Below are 15,674 nucleotides of genomic sequence, written 5' to 3' on the forward strand. Positions count from 1 at the left end.
GACGCGTGCCATGCTTGGCATCGGTCCGCTGCCGACAGCGTCCGGTCAGCTTTCCGTGGGACTGGCCTTGGTCGACTCGCTGCCAGAACCGTGGTCCGCGGTCCGGCAGCCGTAGAAGTCGACGATCGTCGGGGCTGACGCGGTGTCGGTCTTGCTGGGCTGGAAGCCGGGCCGCACGAGACCCGATCGGCCTCGCTGTCCGTCTCCGGAGTTCGGCCCGAAGGCGGACACCCAAGGTTCACATCTGATTCAGACCACAGATGAGAATCTCCTGTGGACGTGATCCACTTGTGATCAACTCCAGGTCGAGAACGGTGTCTTCGACGAGGTCGGTGTGCCTGTCGCGTGATACGGCCGACCTCCGGGCGCTCATGCTCATCGGGGGCGCTGATCATCTGCCCGACACCTGCTGGTGGCAGACTTCCGATCGGCCGTACCGGCGCGAGGGGCGTCGGGGCCAGGGGGGTGTGGCCTGTGCGCGGGCGGGTGCATGACGTGGTGTGGGGGACGGTGCGGGTGGTGCTGGCCGTCGTGCTGCTGGGGGCGGCGTGGCAGCTGGCGCGGAACGCGGAGCACGATCGCTCTGCCGATCTCGACTTCTCACGCCTGGAGATACACGACGCCCGGGGGCGGGACACGGGCAGTCTGAAGGTGTGCGGGGACCGGTACCCGGAGCCGTTCTGCCTGCGGGCGGAGCATGTGGCGGTGGGCGATGTACAGCTGAGGCTGAACAAGAAGACCGGGGCCCGCTACCGGTTCGAGTTCCGCCGGTCCGGCGGGCGCACCCTGGCCCTCAGCCTGGACATCGACCATGACGACCAGAAGCTCGTCGAAGCCGCCGACGGGCACGGCAAGGCAACCCTGTACTGGTGGCGTGATTCGGTACGGCTGCTGGAGGTGTCGGCGGGCGGTGAACGGCGGACGCTGCGCACGGCGCACCACCCGGGCTGGGAGTCCGTGGTGCCCGCCGCATGCGGGGCGGTCCTCGCCGGGCTGGGTGCGGCGTGCCTGTGGGCGGGGCTGTGGCGGATCGTGCGCGGGGGCGTGTCCCGGTTGAACTGGCCGTGGCAGACGACGGTGCCAGGGGTGACCTTCACTCTGGCAGGTCTGGGCGGGGCGCTCGGCGCGATGTTCGTCGTGCATGCGCCCTGGACGATGGCGTGGACCGCGGGTGTCGTGGGTGCGGTGAGCGCGGTGGGCATGGCCCGTTGGGCGTACCGGCTGGTGCGGCGCAGGCTGCCGGCACTCGAGCGGATGGAGCCCGTCGCGTCGGTGGACGAGCGCCGCTTCCTGGGCACCGTGTGGGGACCGGGCCCATGGCAGACGCTGTCCACGGGGTGGCTGCGGACCGGCCCGCGGGGACTGGCCGTCGTACCCGGACCGGCGACGGGGACCGGCACCTTCGGGGTGCGGCCTTTCCCCGGGGCTCTGTGTCTGGCCCGGGTGCGGCTACCGCACCGGGATGACCCGCTGCGGCTGAGGCTCGGCCGGTATCTGCGGACGGGCGGGGCGGAGAAGCCGCAATCCGTGGTCATCGCCGAGTGCGAGGCCCTGGACGGACCGGTGCCCGGTGCGCGTGTACTGATCGGCGCGGGCAGCGAGGATCTGCCCTATGTGCTCGGCGCACTGACTGCTGCCACGCCGACCCCGCCTTCCTCGGGAAGCATCCAACGGGGATCCTGACCTGCGACTTTGTTCCGGCGCCTCAGGTGCGGACGGCCGCAAACGCGGCATCGACCAGATGCGTCAGAGGCTGGCTGCCCTCCACCTCGGTCCACACCGTCGCTCCGACGTCGAGGCAGGTCAAGGCCGCTGAGACCAGCGCACGCGACTGAAGTGCGCGAAGCTGCTCGGGGCCGGGCAGACGGTTCTCGATGTGGGGGACCAGCATCTGCTGCCAGCGCAGTTGCTTGTCGAGCATGGCGGTGCGAAGTGAGGGGGTGTTGGCGAGCATCGTCGCCCGGCGCAGCCCGAGCTCGTCACCTTCCATGGACTCGACGCACACCTGCAGGGCGTGCCGCAGCGCGTTCCACGGGTCCTCATCAGCAGGCCGGCGCGCGAGCGCTGCGGCGACATCGGCGCCGAGTTCGATGAGCCCGCCGATGACAAGGTCTTCCTTGGTGTCGAAGTACCTGAACAGGGTCCTGCCGGCCATTCCGACCGCGGCCCCGATCTGCTTGACCGTCGTCTCCTCGTAGCCCTCGGCCAAGAAGAGCTCCATCGCCGTCGCGGCAATCTCGGCCCGGACGGCCCGTCGGGCGACGTCGCGCATTCCGCTGCCTTCCAGCTTGGTAGCTGCATCCACCATTTCGTCATCATAGCCTGCCAGTTTTGTCATCGAGTGTCAGTTTCTGGGGGTGCGGGTGCGGGGTGCGGGTGCGTTGCGGGTCGGGTGCCCTTGTTCGGAGTCGGAAGCCGTCTCTCGTTGACTTACTTGTCACTCGGTGACAGATGTGTCTATGGTTGACGAGTGGGGAGTGCCGCGGTCTTCGTTCGGCGCCCCTGGACGAGAGGAGAGAGTGGTGGACATCGCTGTTCCTGTTCATGAGGACGGCACACCGGCGTGGGTGGAGCTGACCACGCCCGACGCCGAGACCAGTACACGCTTCTACGGGGAGCTTTTCGGCTGGAGCTTCGACGGCGCGTTCGGAGGGCAGCCGCAGTCGCAGCTCGCCGTGGATCGCGGGCGTCCGTCCGCCGTCGTGACCACCGTTCCCGGCGCCGAGCGAGGCGGATGGACTGTGTACGTCAACGTGGCCGACGCCGACAAAGCGCTGGAGAAGGTCGTGGCGGCCGGCGGGAGCGTGTCGGCGGAACTGCGCACGCTGGGCTCCGCCGGACGCTCTGCCGTTCTCGCCGACCATGCCGGAACCCGGTTCGGTATCTGGGAGGCCGACGGGCACCACGGCTCCGGTGTGGTCGGCGAGCCCGGCGCCTTCCACGGGGGTGAGCTGATCACCGACGACGTCGAGGCATCCGCGGCGTTCTACGCGCAGGTCTTCAGCTGGAACCTCGGCAAGCCCTATGGCCCGTTGGGCCGCAGGGACTGGCGCCTCGGCGGCCGTACCGTCTCGGTGCTTCTGCCGCGGCCCCCGGCCATGTCCGCCGAGATCCCGCCGTACTGGGACGTGTACTTCACCGTCGGCGACGCCGAGCGGGCCGTGGAGGCCGCCGTCCGGCTCGGCGCCACGGTGCTGATGCCGTCCACCGGGATCGAGCACGGCACGATCGCGGTTCTCAGCGACCCCACGGGCGCGGTCTTCACCGTCGTTGCCGCCAGCCACTGATCACTTCACCGCACCAAGGAGGACACCATGTCCGTCAACGGCAAGACAGGAATCGTCACCGGCGCAGGCTCCGGGCTCGGCGAGGTCGGAGCCAAGCGACTGGCCCGCGAGGGTGCCAAGCTAGTCGTGGCCGACCGTTACCTCGACCGTGTCGAACGGGTGGCCGAGGAGATCAACGCGGCCGGGGGTCAGGCGACACCCCTGGCCGCGGACGTCACGAACTTCGAGGACGCCCAGCGGCTGGTGGACACGGCCGTGGCCGCCTACGGCGGTCTCGACATCGCGTTCAACAACGCCGGCGTCACTCCGCGGCTGGTCACCGTGCACGAGATCGACAACCAGGACTGGCTCGACGTCGTCAACGTCAACCTGACCGGCGTCTTCCACTGCATGAAGGCCGAACTGGCTTACTTCGTGGAGCACGGCGGCGGCGCGATCGTCAATATGGCCTCGACCGCAGGCGTGATGGCGCACCCCCTGCGCGCGGCCTACTCGGCGTCCAAACACGGCGTCGTCGGCCTCACGCGCAGCTCCGCGGTCGAGTACGCGCAGCGAGGCGTGCGCATCAATGCGGTCGCCCCCGGGCCGATCGACTCGGTGTCTGCCTCGGGTCTGCCGACCGAGGTGCGCGCGAGCCTGGCGGCCAAGACCGCGATGAACCGGATGGGCCAGGCCGACGAGGTCGCCGCCCTCGTCAACTTCCTGCTCTCCGACCAGGCGCCGTTCATCACCGGCTCGGTCTACGAGATCAACGGCGGACAGACCCAGCTCTAGGGCGCCGGTCTGCCGTGGTGCTGCGGCAGGCGGGCCGCGGTTCAGTCCGTGCCGGTGGCCGCCGTGTCGACGGCGGTGAGCAATGTCTCCAGTTCGGCCAGCCGACGGGGGTCCAGCGAGCCGAAGAGTCGCTGGAGTATCTGCTCCCCGGCCTGCTCTCCCGCTGTCAGGGCCGTCTGACCGGCGTCGGTCAACGACACGGTCTTGCGGCGCTGGTCCGTGGGATCGGTGGTGCGGGTGACGAGGTGAAGTCGTTCCAGGGCCTGCAGCGCCTGGGTGATGGAGCGCGGGGCCTGGCCGAGCGCCTCGGCGAGCTCCGCCTGGTGCAGGGCGCCGCGCTCGGCCAGCACCCGGAGCATCTTGGTGCGGGACAGCGACAACCCGGCCCCGGCCATGTGCTGGTCGACCGTCTCGCGTACCTGGTGGGCGACGGACAGGAAACGCAGCCCCACCTGGGCCGGGTCGAGGTCCGTGCGCCCTGCTTCGTGCTCGCTCATGTCGTCGGGTATCCTCGCACAACATAACCATGAGGTACCTCACGAATGGATGTGGCCGATGAGTCGCCCTGTCGCAGTGATCACCGGCGCCACCTCGGGGCTGGGCCGGATCGCCGCCATCGAACTGGCGCACCGCGGGTACCGGCTCGGCGTCGTGGCGCGGTCCCGGGCCAAGGCCGATGCGCTGCTCGGTGAGCTGAGGAGTGTGGCCGGCGAGGCGGAGGTCGATGTCTTCCACGCGGACCTCGGGGTGATGGCCCAGGCTCGTCGGGCGGGTGAGGAGATCGCCGCGCGATATCCGCGTCTCGATGTGCTGGTCAACAACGCCGGTCTGCATGCGTTCTCCCAGCGCGTCACGACCGAGGGGCTGGCGGAGATGACCGCGGTCAACTACCTCGGTCCGTTCGTGCTGACCAGGGCTCTGCTGGAGACTCCGAGACCTTCGGGGGTTCTGCGGGCGTCCGGCCCGGCGCGCATCGTCAATGTCGCCTCCGAGGCCGCCCGGCAGGCCGGGACCATCTCGCCGAAGACGGATCTGCACCGCGCCGACGCCTATACGAGGCGTGAGTCGATGGCGCTGTACGGCCGGACCAAGCTGATGACCATCATGTGGACCCAGGAACTGGCCCGGCGCCTTGATCCCGCGGAGACCACGGTGAACTGCTGCGACCCGGGCTTCAACGCCACCGGCCTCGGACGGGACTTGCCGGGCTCCGCCGTGCTGCAGCGCGTACTGAACACCCTCGGGGTGGGTGACCCCCGCAAGGGTGCGGGGATCATCGTCCGGCTGGCGACCGATCCGGTGTTCGCGCACAACAGCGGCGGTTATTTCTCCGTACGCGACGCCAGGCCCCTGGAGTGCCCCGAGCCCGGCCGTGACGAGAGTGTGCAACGCGAGTTGTGGGCGGAGACGGTGGCGTTGCTCGACGGCCTCGGCAGTTCGTGAACGGGAGTTCGTGAAGCGGATGTCGTGAACCGGCCGTTGGCCGGAAATGGGCTGGGGCTGCGGCCCGGGACCGGTTGCGCGGTCGAGTTGAGCGGGCTCGGGATCTGAACCTCGGGGCGGGTGGGCAGCCCTGGGCCCCGACATGAGCTGCCCAGTTCACGACCGTGTGACGCGCGTTGCGTGGGGCGGGGCTCGGGTGGTGCGCCCGCTTCGGGGTGGTGGGCGCCCGGTCACGGATCCTGTCCGCAGCCTTGTCAGGGACATGAATCGCTTCCTATAGTCCCGTTCCAACCGATGGGAGCGCTCCCATGAACGCGCGGGAGGGAGCGCTCCTCTTTCCGACGTCGCTCTCCCGAAGAGGCCCCCCATGCGACTGTTGCCCCATCGGCTCGACACCGCGCGCGCCCTGCCGGGCTCGCTGCTCGCGGTTTTCGCACTGGTCGCCGCCCTTCTGGCGGCCGCCCCGTCGGCCCATGCCGACACACAGATCTGCGATGCCTACGGGTCGACCACGATCCAGGGCCGCTATGTCGTCCAGAACAACCGCTGGGGTACCAGTGCCGCCCAGTGCATCACGGTCACAAGCTCCGGCTTCAAGGTCAGCCAGGCCGACGGATCGGTGCCCACCAACGGTGCCCCGAAGTCGTACCCCTCCGTCTACAACGGCTGCCACTACACCAATTGCTCCCCGGGGACGGCGCTTCCGGCCCGGCTGGACACCATCTCCAGTGCCCCGACCAGCATTTCGTACAGCTATGTCAGTGACGCGGTCTACGACGCCGCCTACGACATCTGGCTGGACCCGACGGCCCGCAAGGACGGTGTGAACCGGACCGAGATCATGGTCTGGTTCAACAAGGTCGGATCGATCCAGCCGGTGGGCTCGCAGACCGGTACGGCCACGGTCGCCGGCCGTTCCTGGCAGGTGTGGTCCGGCAGCAACGGTTCCAACAACGTGCTGTCCTTCGTCGCCCCGTCGGCGATCGGAAGCTGGAACTTCGATGTGATGGACTTCGTCCAGCAGGCTGTCTCGCGTCAACTGGCTTCGAGCAACTGGTATCTGACGAGCGTCCAGGCGGGCTTCGAACCCTGGCAGAACGGGGCGGGGCTCGCCGTGACGTCGTTCTCCTCGGAGATCCGCACGGGCGGCGGCGGGTCCGGCAACCCCGGCGGTGGCTCCGGTGGCCAGGCCGCCTGCCAGGTGGCGTACGCCACCAACGTCTGGCAGGGCGGGTTCACCGCCGATGTCACCATCCGCAACACCGGTTCGGCACCGGTGGACGCCTGGAAGCTCGCCTTCACCCTGCCCTCCGGACAGGGCGTCACCAGCGCCTGGAACGCCACGCTGTCCGGGTCGTCGGGTGCCGTCACCGCGAGTGCCCTGAGCCACAACACGCAGATAGCCCCGGGCGGCAGTCAGACCTTCGGCTTCCAGGGCAGCTACGGCGGAACCTTCGCCGCACCGAGCTCCTTCACCCTCAACGGCACCGCCTGCACCACCGCCTGACATCCCCGGGTGACGCGCCGCCCACGTCCGGGCGGCGCGCCTCCGGGCGATCGGGGCGAGTGGAGGCGGAAGCACTCGCACTCCCAGCGCAACGGACGTGCACCCCCCAGTAAGGACGTACACCCCAGTAAGGACGTACACCCCCCAGTAAGAAGGAAGGACCGACGTGGCTCGACACAGCAGACTCCTGTCGGTGGCGGCGGCGTTCGCCACCCTGCTCGCGGCACTGGGCCTGACCCTCCTCGGTCAGGGCCGCGCCGAGGCACACGGCGTGGCGATGATGCCCGGTTCGCGCACCTATCTGTGTTACCAGGACGGCCGCACCGCCACCGGTAGCCTCGACCCGACCAACCCCGCCTGTCGTGCCGCCCTGGCCAAGAGCGGCGCCACCCCCCTGTACAACTGGTTCGCCGTGCTGGACTCCAACGCCGGTGGCCGGGGCGCGGGTTATGTGCCGGACGGCACCCTGTGCAGCGCGGGCGACCGCTCGCCCTACGACTTCTCCGCCTACAACGCCGCCCGCAACGACTGGCCCCGGACCCATCTGACCTCGGGCTCCACCATGCAGCTCCAGTACAGCAACTGGGCGGCGCACCCGGGTGACTTCCGCGTCTATGTGACCAAGCCCGGCTGGTCGTCCTCGTCCCAGGTGCGCTGGGCCGACCTGGACCTGATCCAGACGGTCAGCAATCCGCCCCAGCAGGGCTCGCCGGGCACCGACGGCGGCCACTACTACTGGAACCTGACGCTGCCCTCCGGTCGCTCGGGTGACGCCCTGATCTTCATCCAGTGGGTCCGGTCCGACAGCCAGGAGAACTTCTTCTCCTGCTCGGACATCGCCTTCGACGGCGGCCACGGCGAGGTGACCGGCATGCGCGGGAGCCCCGGCACGCCTCCCACCGACCCCGGCACGCCTCCGACCGACCCGTCCACCCCGCCCGACTCGGGCAACGGTGCCTGCATGGCCGTGTACAACGTGGACAGCTCCTGGAACGGCGGGTTCCAGGGTTCCGTCGAGGTGATGAACCACGGCACGGCTCCGCTGAACGGCTGGTCGGTGTCCTGGAAGCCGGGCACCGGGACCCAGGTCAGCAGTGTCTGGAACGGTTCCCTGTCCAAGGCCGGGGACGGCACGATCACGGTCAAGAACGCCGACTACAACCGGACCATCCAGGCCAACGGCAGTGTGACCTTCGGATTCACCGCGACCTCCACCGGGAACAACTATCCGGTCGGTTCGGTCGGCTGTCTCACCCCCTGACGCCCACCGCGTCGCTCACCTCCCGGGCGCGCCGGCTCCTTGCCGGCGCGCCCTTCGCGGGACGTCCGCCCTACCCGGTCACAGCACTAGAGGAGGTGCCGGGCGAAGAACCGGGCCCCGGCGTCGAGCTCGAACTGCGGGACGCCGGTGTGCCCGCCGAGATTGGCGTGCAGGGTCTTCTCCTTGGTGCCGAAGGCGTCGAACAGGTCCAGGGCCGCCTGCCGGTCGTTCCCCTCGTCGTCCCACTGCAGCAGGACCTGCAGCGGAATGCCGACCTGGCGGGCCTCCTCGAACATGGCGGCGGGCACCAGGCTCCCGGCGAAGAGGTTGGCGGCCGAGATGCGCGGCTCGACCGCCGCCAGCCGGATGCCGATGGAGATCACTCCTCCCTCGTACCCGACCGGGCCGCCGATCTCGGGCAGCGACAGCAGGGCGTCCAGGGCGGCCTGCCATTCCGGGACCGACTTCTCGACGAGCGGGAGGACGAGGGCGTCGACGATCTCGTCACCGACCGGCTCGCCGGCCTCCATGGCCCGGCGCAGGTCGGCGCGGGCCTGCTCGACGGCGGCCCAACGGGGCCGGTCACCGCTCCCGGGGAGCTCGACGGTGGCCGCGGCGAAGCCGTACTCCGTCGCGTAGTACCGGGCCCGCCCCGCCAGCCGGGGATACATCCTGCGCAGCCCGAGCGGGGGGTGGCCGATCAGGATCAGCGGCGCAGGTGTGGATGCGGACGCGGATGCGGGCGTCCACAGGATGCCGGGGATCTCGTCGAGGGAGAATGCGCGCTCGAGGACACCGTCGTCGAGCGGCTGTTCAGAGGTGAAATGCACGGTCGTGCCTTTCGGGAGAGCTCAGAAACGGCGCTCCCGGACGATTTATCGCCCGACCGTGACCCCGGAGGGGAGCACCCATGTCGATACGTTCACGGGTACCACCTCCTTGTTCTGACGCACGGCCTCCGGAAGGCTAGCAGACCGGCTCGGCAGGCGGCCGCCTGTCCGCCGCGGCCGGGGACGGCCGGGGCGCATGTCCGCCGTGGGCCGGAGAACGCGCGTCGGGCGGGTCCTGTGTCTCGCTCACCCCACTGCCAGGGTGTTCCAGTGGACCGTGCGGTCGCACCAGCGGTGCAGGAGGGTGTGGTCGTGGCCCACGGCGAGGAGGCCCGCGCCCGTGGTGCGGCGGTAGTCCTCGACGACGGTGACCAGGGCGGCGGTGGTGGAGGCGTCGAGCATGGCGGTCATCTCGTCGCAGATCAGCCAGCGGGGGCGCAGTACCAGGGCGCGGGCGAGGCAGGCGCGCTGGAGCTGGCCGTCGCTGACCTCGTGGGGGCGTCGGGACAGCAGGTCCGGGGTGAGGCCGACGGCCGTGGCGAGTTCGGTCACCTGCTCGGGAGGTGTGTCACGGCGGCCGGTGGCGCGCAGGGGTTCGGTGATCAGGTCGGTGAGGCTCAGCCGGGGGTCCGCGGAGAGCCGGGGCTGCTGGAAGACGACGCCGAAGGCGGTGCGTTGTGTGCGCGGGGCGCGGTGGCGCCAGCGGCGCACCGGGGCGCCGTCGAGGAGGAGGGCGCCGGAGTAGGGGCGGTGCAGCAGGGCGGCGACGCGGGCGAGGGTGGATTTGCCGCAGCCGCTGGGGCCGAGCAGGCCGACGGCCTCGCCCGGCTCGACCGTCAGGGAGGCGTCCCGCACCACGGGGGCGTTTCGGTCGTATCCGGCGGTGATGGCGCGCAGTTCAAGCACGGGCGTCCTCCGGGACGTGCGGGTGGTGGCAGGCGACGGTCCCGGTCGGCCGCGGGGGCGTCGCACAGGCGTCGGTGGCGCGGGGGCAGCGCGGTGCGAAGGCGCAGCCGTCCGGGAGGGCGTCGAGTTCCGGGGGCATGCCGGGGATGGGGGCGAAGGCGCGGTCGGGCAGGGCCTGGAGGAGGCCTCGGCTGTAGGGATGGCGGGGGCCCGGGGTGCCGAAGAAGGCGGTCGCGTCGGCGATCTCGACGATGCGGCCCGCGTACATCACGGCGATACGGTCGGCGATGCGTTCGGCCGCGGACAGATCGTGGGTGATCATCAGCAGGGCCCGGCCGGCCTCGTCGATGGGGCGGCGCAGTTCGTCGACCGTGCGCTCCACCAGTTCGCGGTCGAGTCCGGTGGTCGGTTCGTCGGCCAGTAGCAGGGGTGCGTCGCCGACCAGGGCCAGGGCGGTCGCGGCGCGCTGGGCGAGACCGCCGGAGAGCTGGTGGGGATGCCGGTCGAGGTGGTCCGCGGGGAAGGCCGCGCGTGCGGCGGACGCCTCGGCGGCCGCGCGGGTGGCCCGGCGGCCCCGGGTGCCGGTCAGGGCGGCGACCGTCTCCTCCAGATGGGATCGGACGGTGCGTACGGGGGTCAGATGGGCGGCGGGGCTCTGCGGGACGAGCCCGATGAGGCGGCCGCGCACGGTGCGGGCGAGGGTCCGCTCGTCGGCGGAGAGCAGATCGAGGCCGTCGAGCCCGGCCTCGCCCGCGGTCTCGGCGTTGGCGGGGAGCAGCCCGAGGAGGGCGGAGGCCAGGACGGACTTGCCGCAGCCGCTCTCCCCGATCAGGGCGAGACACTCCCCGGCCGCCACCTCGAAACGGGCGTCGGTGACGGCGGCGACGCGGCGCCCGCCGGGCATCAGAAAACGCACCGACAGCCCGCGTACCGACAGCACGGGAGGTCGCTCGGTCACAGCATCAGCTCCGATCGGCGGCGGGGGTTGAGCCGTTCCCGCCAGGCTCCGGCGAGGCCGGCCACGGCGAGGGTGGGGACGATGATGAACAGGCCCGGGAAGAGGGTCGGCCACCACTGTCCGGCCAGCAGCGAGCCCTGTGCGCCCTGGATGAGGGTGCCCAGGCTCGCGGTGTGGGTGGGCAGGCCGAGTCCCAAGAAGGACAGGGCCGACTCGTGCCACATGGCGTGCGGCACCATCAGTACGGCGGCGAGCCCGGCCTGGGGCAGCACGGCGGGCAGCAGATGACGTACCGCCACCCGCCACCGGGACGCGCCGCCCGAGACGGCGGCGTCGATGTACGGCCGGGCGCGCAGGGAGAGGACCTCGGCGCGGACGATCCGGGCGGTCGACAGCCAGTGGGTGAGCGCGACCGAGACGATCACCGGCCAGACGCCGGGCCGGAACAGGGCGACGATGAAGATGCCGAGCAGCAGATGGGGCACCGAGGAGACGGTGTCGACGACCCGCATCACGATGCGGTCCGCCCAGCCGCCCAGGGCTCCGGCGCAGGCCCCGACGGCGGTGCCGATCACGGTCGCGGTGAGGGCCGCCGCCGCGCCGACCAGCAGGGAGACCCGCAGGCCGTAGACGCAGCGCAGCAGCAGGTCCCGGCCGACGTCGTCGGTGCCGAAGGGGTGGGCCCAGGAGGGCGGTCGCAGCTTGGCGGCCAGGTCGACGGCCTGCTGGTCGAGCTGGACGAGCGGCGGGACCAGCAGCACGGCGAGCAGGGTCGCGGTCACCAGGACCGCCGAGGTGCGCACCCGCAGGGCACGGGTGGAACGGCGGTCGGCGCCCCTCGAACGCCAGACGGTCCCGGACCGCGGTTTCGGACGGTGCGTGGCCTCAGCCATGGGAGTCACATCTCACTGAGCTTCACCCTCGGGTCGAGGAGTCCATAGAGCAGGTCGGCGAGCAGATTGCCGATGAGCACGGCGGTGGCGGCCAGCGTCGTCAGAGCGGCGAGCAGCGGGAAGTCGACGGCGGTGGCCGCCTGCACGGTGGTCGCCGCGATGCCGGGCCAGCTGAAGACGCTCTCCACCAGCAGGGCGCCCGTGATGAGTTCGGGGACGCGGGAGCCGATCAGGGTGATGACCGGCAGCAGACCGGAGCGCAGCGCATGGCCGAGCAGCACCGTGGTCTCGCTCAGGCCGCGGGCCCGGGCGCCGCGCACGGGGTCCTCCGCCAGGGCGTCGCCGACCCCCTGGCGTACGTACAGGGTGAACCAGGGCAGTTGGGAGACGGCGAGCACACCGGCGGGCAGCACCAGATGGCGGGCCACCTGCCCCGGGGTGATGTGTTCGCTGGCGGTGTCGGTGAGGCCGCCCGCCGGGAGGACGCCCAGCCGGAGGGCGAACAGCCAGACGGCGAGGAGCGCGATCCAGAAGACCGGGGCCGCTTCGAGGGCGTAGGCGACCGAACTGACACCGCGGTCGACCATCGATCCGGGGCGGCGGGCGGCCAGCACCCCCAGCAGGGTGCCGCCGAGCACGGCGGCTGCGAACGCGACCGCGCACAACAGCGAGGACCATACGAGGCGTTCGCCGATCACCTGGGCGACGGGCTGCCGCAGCAGGGTGGATCGGCCCAGGTCGCCGCCGAGAGCGGAGGTCAGCCAGTGCCACCAGCGGGCGGTGAAGGGCTGGTCCACACCGAGGTTGTCCCGCAGCCGGTCCAGGGTTTGCTGGTCGGCGCCGAGGGCGGCCGTGCCCGCGTAGGCCTTGACGGGGTCGAAGGGGGAGGCGGCGGCGACGGCGAAGACACCGAAGGTGACGACGAGGAGGACGGGGACGGCGGACAGGAGCCGCCGCCCCACCAGTCGTGCCATCGCTCCCCAGGGCAGGGAGGTGGTGGTCACTTCGCGGGCTGCCAGTCCTGGATGTTCCACCAGGGACCGCTGGCGAACCCGTGCTCGTGCGGCTCGAGTTGGGTGGTCAGCCCCTGCCAGCGGTCCGCGAGCACATAGAGGTGGTCGATGTGGGTGAGGAAGGTGTAGCCGGGGTTCTCGACCAGTGCGTGCTGAACCGTGTCGTAGGCGTTCTCGCGGACGGTCCGGTCCCGGCTGCGGCGGCCGGTGTCGAGCGCCTTGTCCACGGCCGGGTCGCTGTAGCGGGCCATGTTGTTGAAGCCGTCGCCGGCGAGGGAGGAGTGCAGCAGGGTGTAGAGGCCGAAGTCGGGGTCGCCGGCGGAGCCGAAGCCCGCGAGGACCGCGTCGTCCTTCATCCGGGGCTCGATGACCTCCCAGGTGGCGCTCTCCACGGTCACATCGATGCCGGCCTTCTTGGCGTCGGAGGCATAGGCGAGTGCGTGGTCCTGGCGGACCTTGTCCCCGGAGGGGTAGAGGAGGGTGAAGGAGGCCCGGCGGCCGTCCTTGACACGGATGCCGTCCTTGACACGGATGCCGTCCTTGCCGGTCCGCCAGCCCGCCTCGTCGAGGATGCGCCGGGCCCCGGCGAGGTCACGGGGCCGTTCGACGCTCTTGGCGAACCAGGGGTCGTCCATGGGCAGCGGCCCGTACGCGGGCCGTCCCGCGCCGTCGAGGATCTTGGCGACCATGGCCTCCCGGTCCACGGCGGAGTCGAGCGCCCGGCGGATCGCCCGGTCGCCGGTGACCTTGTTCTCGGTGGGGAGGGTGACGGCCCGGAAGTCGTAGGACTTCGCCCGGTACGTCTTCTTGCCGTTCTCGCCCTTGAAGGTGGCGGCGAGCTGGGGCGGCAGGACCGCGCCGTCGAGGTCGCCGGAGCGCAGCCGGGTGGCGCGCACACTGTCGTCGGCGATGACCGCCATGGTGAACGTCTTGACCTTCGGCTCCCCGCCCCAGTAATGCGGGTTGGCCTTGAAGGTGAGCTTCTCGCCCTTGCTCCAGGCGGAGAGGACATAGGGGCCGGTGCCGACCGGCTCGGTGTTGAAGGAACCGGTGTTGGGGTCCTGCTTGCCGGCGATGTGCTCGGGGACGATGGGCAGCACGGTGCGCCCGGCGAACGGCGCGTACGGGTACTTCAGGGTGAAGACGACCCGGTTGCCACCGCTCGCCCGGACGTCCTTGACGGCGTCCAGTTCGCTGCGGGAGGTGTTATTGGTCTTCTTGTCCAGGACGGTCCGGTAGGTGAAGACCACGTCGTCGGTGGTCAGCGGCTTCCCGTCACTGAACTTCACGCCGTCGCGCAGGGTGTACGTGTAGGTGAGGCCGTCCGCGGTGACCTGGGGAAGCGTGGTGGCGAGGGCGGGCTTGAGCTTCAGTTGGGCGTCCCGGGCCAGCAGGCCGTCGAAGATCTTGGAGTTGCCGTCCTTGCCGTAGCCGAGCAGCGGGCTGAGGGTGTCCGGCTCGGCGGCCACCCCGATCACGACGGAGGTGCCGTCGCTCCCGCCGCTGCCGGGGGCGGCGCAGGCGGCGACCCCGGCCGTCACCAACGCCGTGGCGACGGCGGCACTTCGTATTCGACGGGTCGTCATGAGCCTCACACCTTTGTTGCATGCCAATGGTTATTGCGTATCTCTCGCAGCAGAAGGGTTACCCGGTCGGGGTGCCGTCTATCCGGGGCGGAACCGGCTGCGCTCGTTCACCTCGGCCAGGCGGGCGTGGAGCAGCTCCGCGGGGGTGAGCGGCTGGACCTGGCCGGGCTCGGCGTCCCATTCCCGGCCGCCGGAGAGAGGGCGGAGCTGGAGGTGGGGGCCCTCGTGCCCCATCACGATGCCGACGCGGTCGCGGGCGGTGTCGCGTACGGCGGTGCCGGGTGGGGGAGGGGCGCCGGCGTACGGGGCGTTCATCGGGCGGCGCCCCTCGCGATGACGGCGGCGAGGGCGAGGGCCACGGAGGCGGAGCAGACGCCGAGGTGGACGAGGACGTAGCGGGCACTGGGGGGGGAGTGCCGGGCTCGCCGGGCTCGTCGTCGGGGAAGGGGGCGCCCCAGGGGGTGCGGACGTCCATCGCGGGGAGCTGGATGCCGGCGTGGGTGAGGGCCTCCGCGAGGGCGTCCCATTTCGGAGGCGGTCCTGAGATCGCCGCTGCGCGATGCGGGGGAGTGGTGCGGACAGTTGGAGTTGATGTTGGAGATGGTGGAGCGGCAGCACGTGCGCCGAATCGCGGAAGTTCGTCCTGCGCGTGTTGGAGGAAACGCCGTGCGATCCCTCGACTTGACCGGCGCCACCTGGCGCAAGGGCAGCTACAGCAACCAGGACGGTGGCGAGTGCCTGGACGTTTCCGAGGACTTCGTCGCCGTCGTCCCCGTGCGTGACAGCAAGGATGTGCGCGGTCCGGTGATCGCGTTCGCCGCCGGCGGCTGGGCCTCGTTCGTGGCGGCCGTGAAGCGCGGCGAGCTGGGCGCCTGACGGGCGGGCCCAAGAGGTGCCTACGGATCGATGAGGAGCACCGCCTCGTTTACGTGGTGACGAACGAAGAAGTCATCGTCATTGCCGCCCGATATCACTACTGACGGCCCGGGCGGGTCGTGTCGGCGTCACTTCCGGGGCCGACCACCTCCCTTGTTGAAAATGATTACCGTGCGACCCTATTATTGTCATGGTCACGCAAGGGGCGCGGCGGGGCGACATCGTCGTCCCGCCGTGGGCGTGGGCTGCTGTGGCAGATGAGGGGCGACGGGATCTTTGACGCGAACCACGAGTGTGGCGGGCTCCTGTTCGACAGTGCGGACGGGCTTCCGGGCGCCTT

17 protein-coding genes are annotated in these 15,674 nt (G+C 70.7%); 8 read left to right on the forward strand and 9 right to left on the reverse strand.

Features of this window, described 5'->3' with window-relative positions; translation table 11 throughout:
• Positions 1-474 precede the first annotated feature (474 nt).
• Positions 475-1,683, forward strand: a complete 1,209-nt coding sequence (locus CP978_RS25670; RefSeq protein WP_079162313.1) for a hypothetical protein — start codon at positions 475-477, stop codon at positions 1,681-1,683.
• A gap of 22 nt (positions 1,684-1,705) precedes the next feature.
• On the opposite strand, the gene CP978_RS25675 is transcribed toward CP978_RS25670, so the two are convergent.
• Positions 1,706-2,338 carry a TetR/AcrR family transcriptional regulator gene (locus tag CP978_RS25675; protein ID WP_079162314.1) on the reverse strand — a complete coding sequence of 211 codons (633 nt, stop codon included), beginning with the start codon at positions 2,336-2,338 and terminating at the stop codon, positions 1,706-1,708.
• Positions 2,339-2,522: 184 nt separating this feature from the next.
• Between CP978_RS25675 and CP978_RS25680 the strand changes: the two genes are divergently transcribed.
• Positions 2,523-3,287 (forward strand): VOC family protein, encoded by a 765-nt coding sequence (locus CP978_RS25680; RefSeq protein ID WP_052454283.1) that lies wholly within the window; start codon positions 2,523-2,525, stop codon positions 3,285-3,287.
• A gap of 27 nt (positions 3,288-3,314) precedes the next feature.
• Positions 3,315-4,061: an SDR family NAD(P)-dependent oxidoreductase gene (locus CP978_RS25685; protein ID WP_043444694.1), complete on the forward strand. Its 747-nt coding sequence runs from the start codon at positions 3,315-3,317 to the stop codon at positions 4,059-4,061.
• A gap of 41 nt (positions 4,062-4,102) precedes the next feature.
• Here CP978_RS25685 and CP978_RS25690 read toward each other — a convergent pair whose 3' ends face one another.
• Positions 4,103-4,558: a MarR family winged helix-turn-helix transcriptional regulator gene (locus CP978_RS25690; protein ID WP_221500987.1), complete on the reverse strand. Its 456-nt coding sequence runs from the start codon at positions 4,556-4,558 to the stop codon at positions 4,103-4,105.
• Positions 4,559-4,616: 58 nt separating this feature from the next.
• Between CP978_RS25690 and CP978_RS25695 the strand changes: the two genes are divergently transcribed.
• The 3 genes from CP978_RS25695 (at position 4,617) to CP978_RS25705 (ending at position 8,272) form a co-directional block, all read left to right on the forward strand.
• Positions 4,617-5,504, forward strand: a complete 888-nt coding sequence (locus tag CP978_RS25695) for an SDR family NAD(P)-dependent oxidoreductase (protein ID WP_043444696.1) — start codon at positions 4,617-4,619, stop codon at positions 5,502-5,504.
• Between the two features lie 367 nt (positions 5,505-5,871).
• Positions 5,872-7,011, forward strand: coding sequence for a glycoside hydrolase family 12 protein (locus CP978_RS25700; protein WP_043444697.1), 1,140 nt, complete (start codon positions 5,872-5,874; stop codon positions 7,009-7,011).
• A 166-nt stretch (positions 7,012-7,177) separates the two neighbouring features.
• Entirely contained in the window at positions 7,178-8,272 is a 1,095-nt protein-coding gene (locus tag CP978_RS25705; protein ID WP_043444699.1) for a lytic polysaccharide monooxygenase auxiliary activity family 9 protein, read from the forward strand.
• A gap of 86 nt (positions 8,273-8,358) precedes the next feature.
• Here the strand turns inward: CP978_RS25705 and CP978_RS25710 are convergent, their stop codons facing one another.
• The 7 genes from CP978_RS25710 to CP978_RS25740 form a co-directional block, all read right to left on the reverse strand.
• Positions 8,359-9,102, reverse strand: coding sequence for a dienelactone hydrolase family protein (locus CP978_RS25710; RefSeq protein ID WP_043444701.1), 744 nt, complete (start codon positions 9,100-9,102; stop codon positions 8,359-8,361).
• A 246-nt stretch (positions 9,103-9,348) separates the two neighbouring features.
• Positions 9,349-10,008, reverse strand: coding sequence for an ABC transporter ATP-binding protein (locus tag CP978_RS25715; RefSeq protein ID WP_043444703.1), 660 nt, complete (start codon positions 10,006-10,008; stop codon positions 9,349-9,351).
• The gene (locus CP978_RS25720) at positions 10,001-10,966 is read right to left on the reverse strand and encodes an ABC transporter ATP-binding protein (protein WP_043444705.1); all 966 of its coding nucleotides are present in this window, start codon (positions 10,964-10,966) and stop codon (positions 10,001-10,003) included. The genes CP978_RS25715 and CP978_RS25720 overlap by 8 nt, the downstream gene beginning before the upstream one ends.
• Positions 10,963-11,859 (reverse strand): ABC transporter permease, encoded by an 897-nt coding sequence (locus tag CP978_RS25725; protein ID WP_043444707.1) that lies wholly within the window; start codon positions 11,857-11,859, stop codon positions 10,963-10,965. Before CP978_RS25725 ends, CP978_RS25720 begins: the two co-directional genes overlap by 4 nt.
• Positions 11,860-11,864: 5 nt before the next feature.
• On the reverse strand, positions 11,865-12,833 hold the full coding sequence (locus tag CP978_RS25730) for an ABC transporter permease (protein WP_043449483.1): 969 nt from the start codon (positions 12,831-12,833) through the stop codon (positions 11,865-11,867).
• A 26-nt stretch (positions 12,834-12,859) separates the two neighbouring features.
• Positions 12,860-14,458: an ABC transporter substrate-binding protein gene (locus CP978_RS25735; protein WP_043444709.1), complete on the reverse strand. Its 1,599-nt coding sequence runs from the start codon at positions 14,456-14,458 to the stop codon at positions 12,860-12,862.
• Positions 14,459-14,536: 78 nt separating this feature from the next.
• Entirely contained in the window at positions 14,537-14,773 is a 237-nt protein-coding gene (locus CP978_RS25740; RefSeq protein ID WP_043444711.1) for a hypothetical protein, read from the reverse strand.
• 351 nt (positions 14,774-15,124) lie between these two features.
• Here CP978_RS25740 and CP978_RS25750 point away from each other — a divergent pair, with 351 nt between their 5' ends.
• Entirely contained in the window at positions 15,125-15,334 is a 210-nt protein-coding gene (locus CP978_RS25750; RefSeq protein WP_043444712.1) for a DUF397 domain-containing protein, read from the forward strand.
• A gap of 26 nt (positions 15,335-15,360) precedes the next feature.
• Complete coding sequence (locus CP978_RS36435) at positions 15,361-15,438, forward strand: type II toxin-antitoxin system YoeB family toxin (RefSeq protein WP_227745649.1); 78 nt, start codon at positions 15,361-15,363, stop codon at positions 15,436-15,438.
• Positions 15,439-15,674: the final 236 nt, after the last annotated feature.

The sequence above is a fragment of the Streptomyces nodosus genome (assembly GCF_008704995.1).
GTDB classification, from domain to species: Bacteria; Actinomycetota; Actinomycetes; order Streptomycetales; family Streptomycetaceae; genus Streptomyces; species Streptomyces nodosus.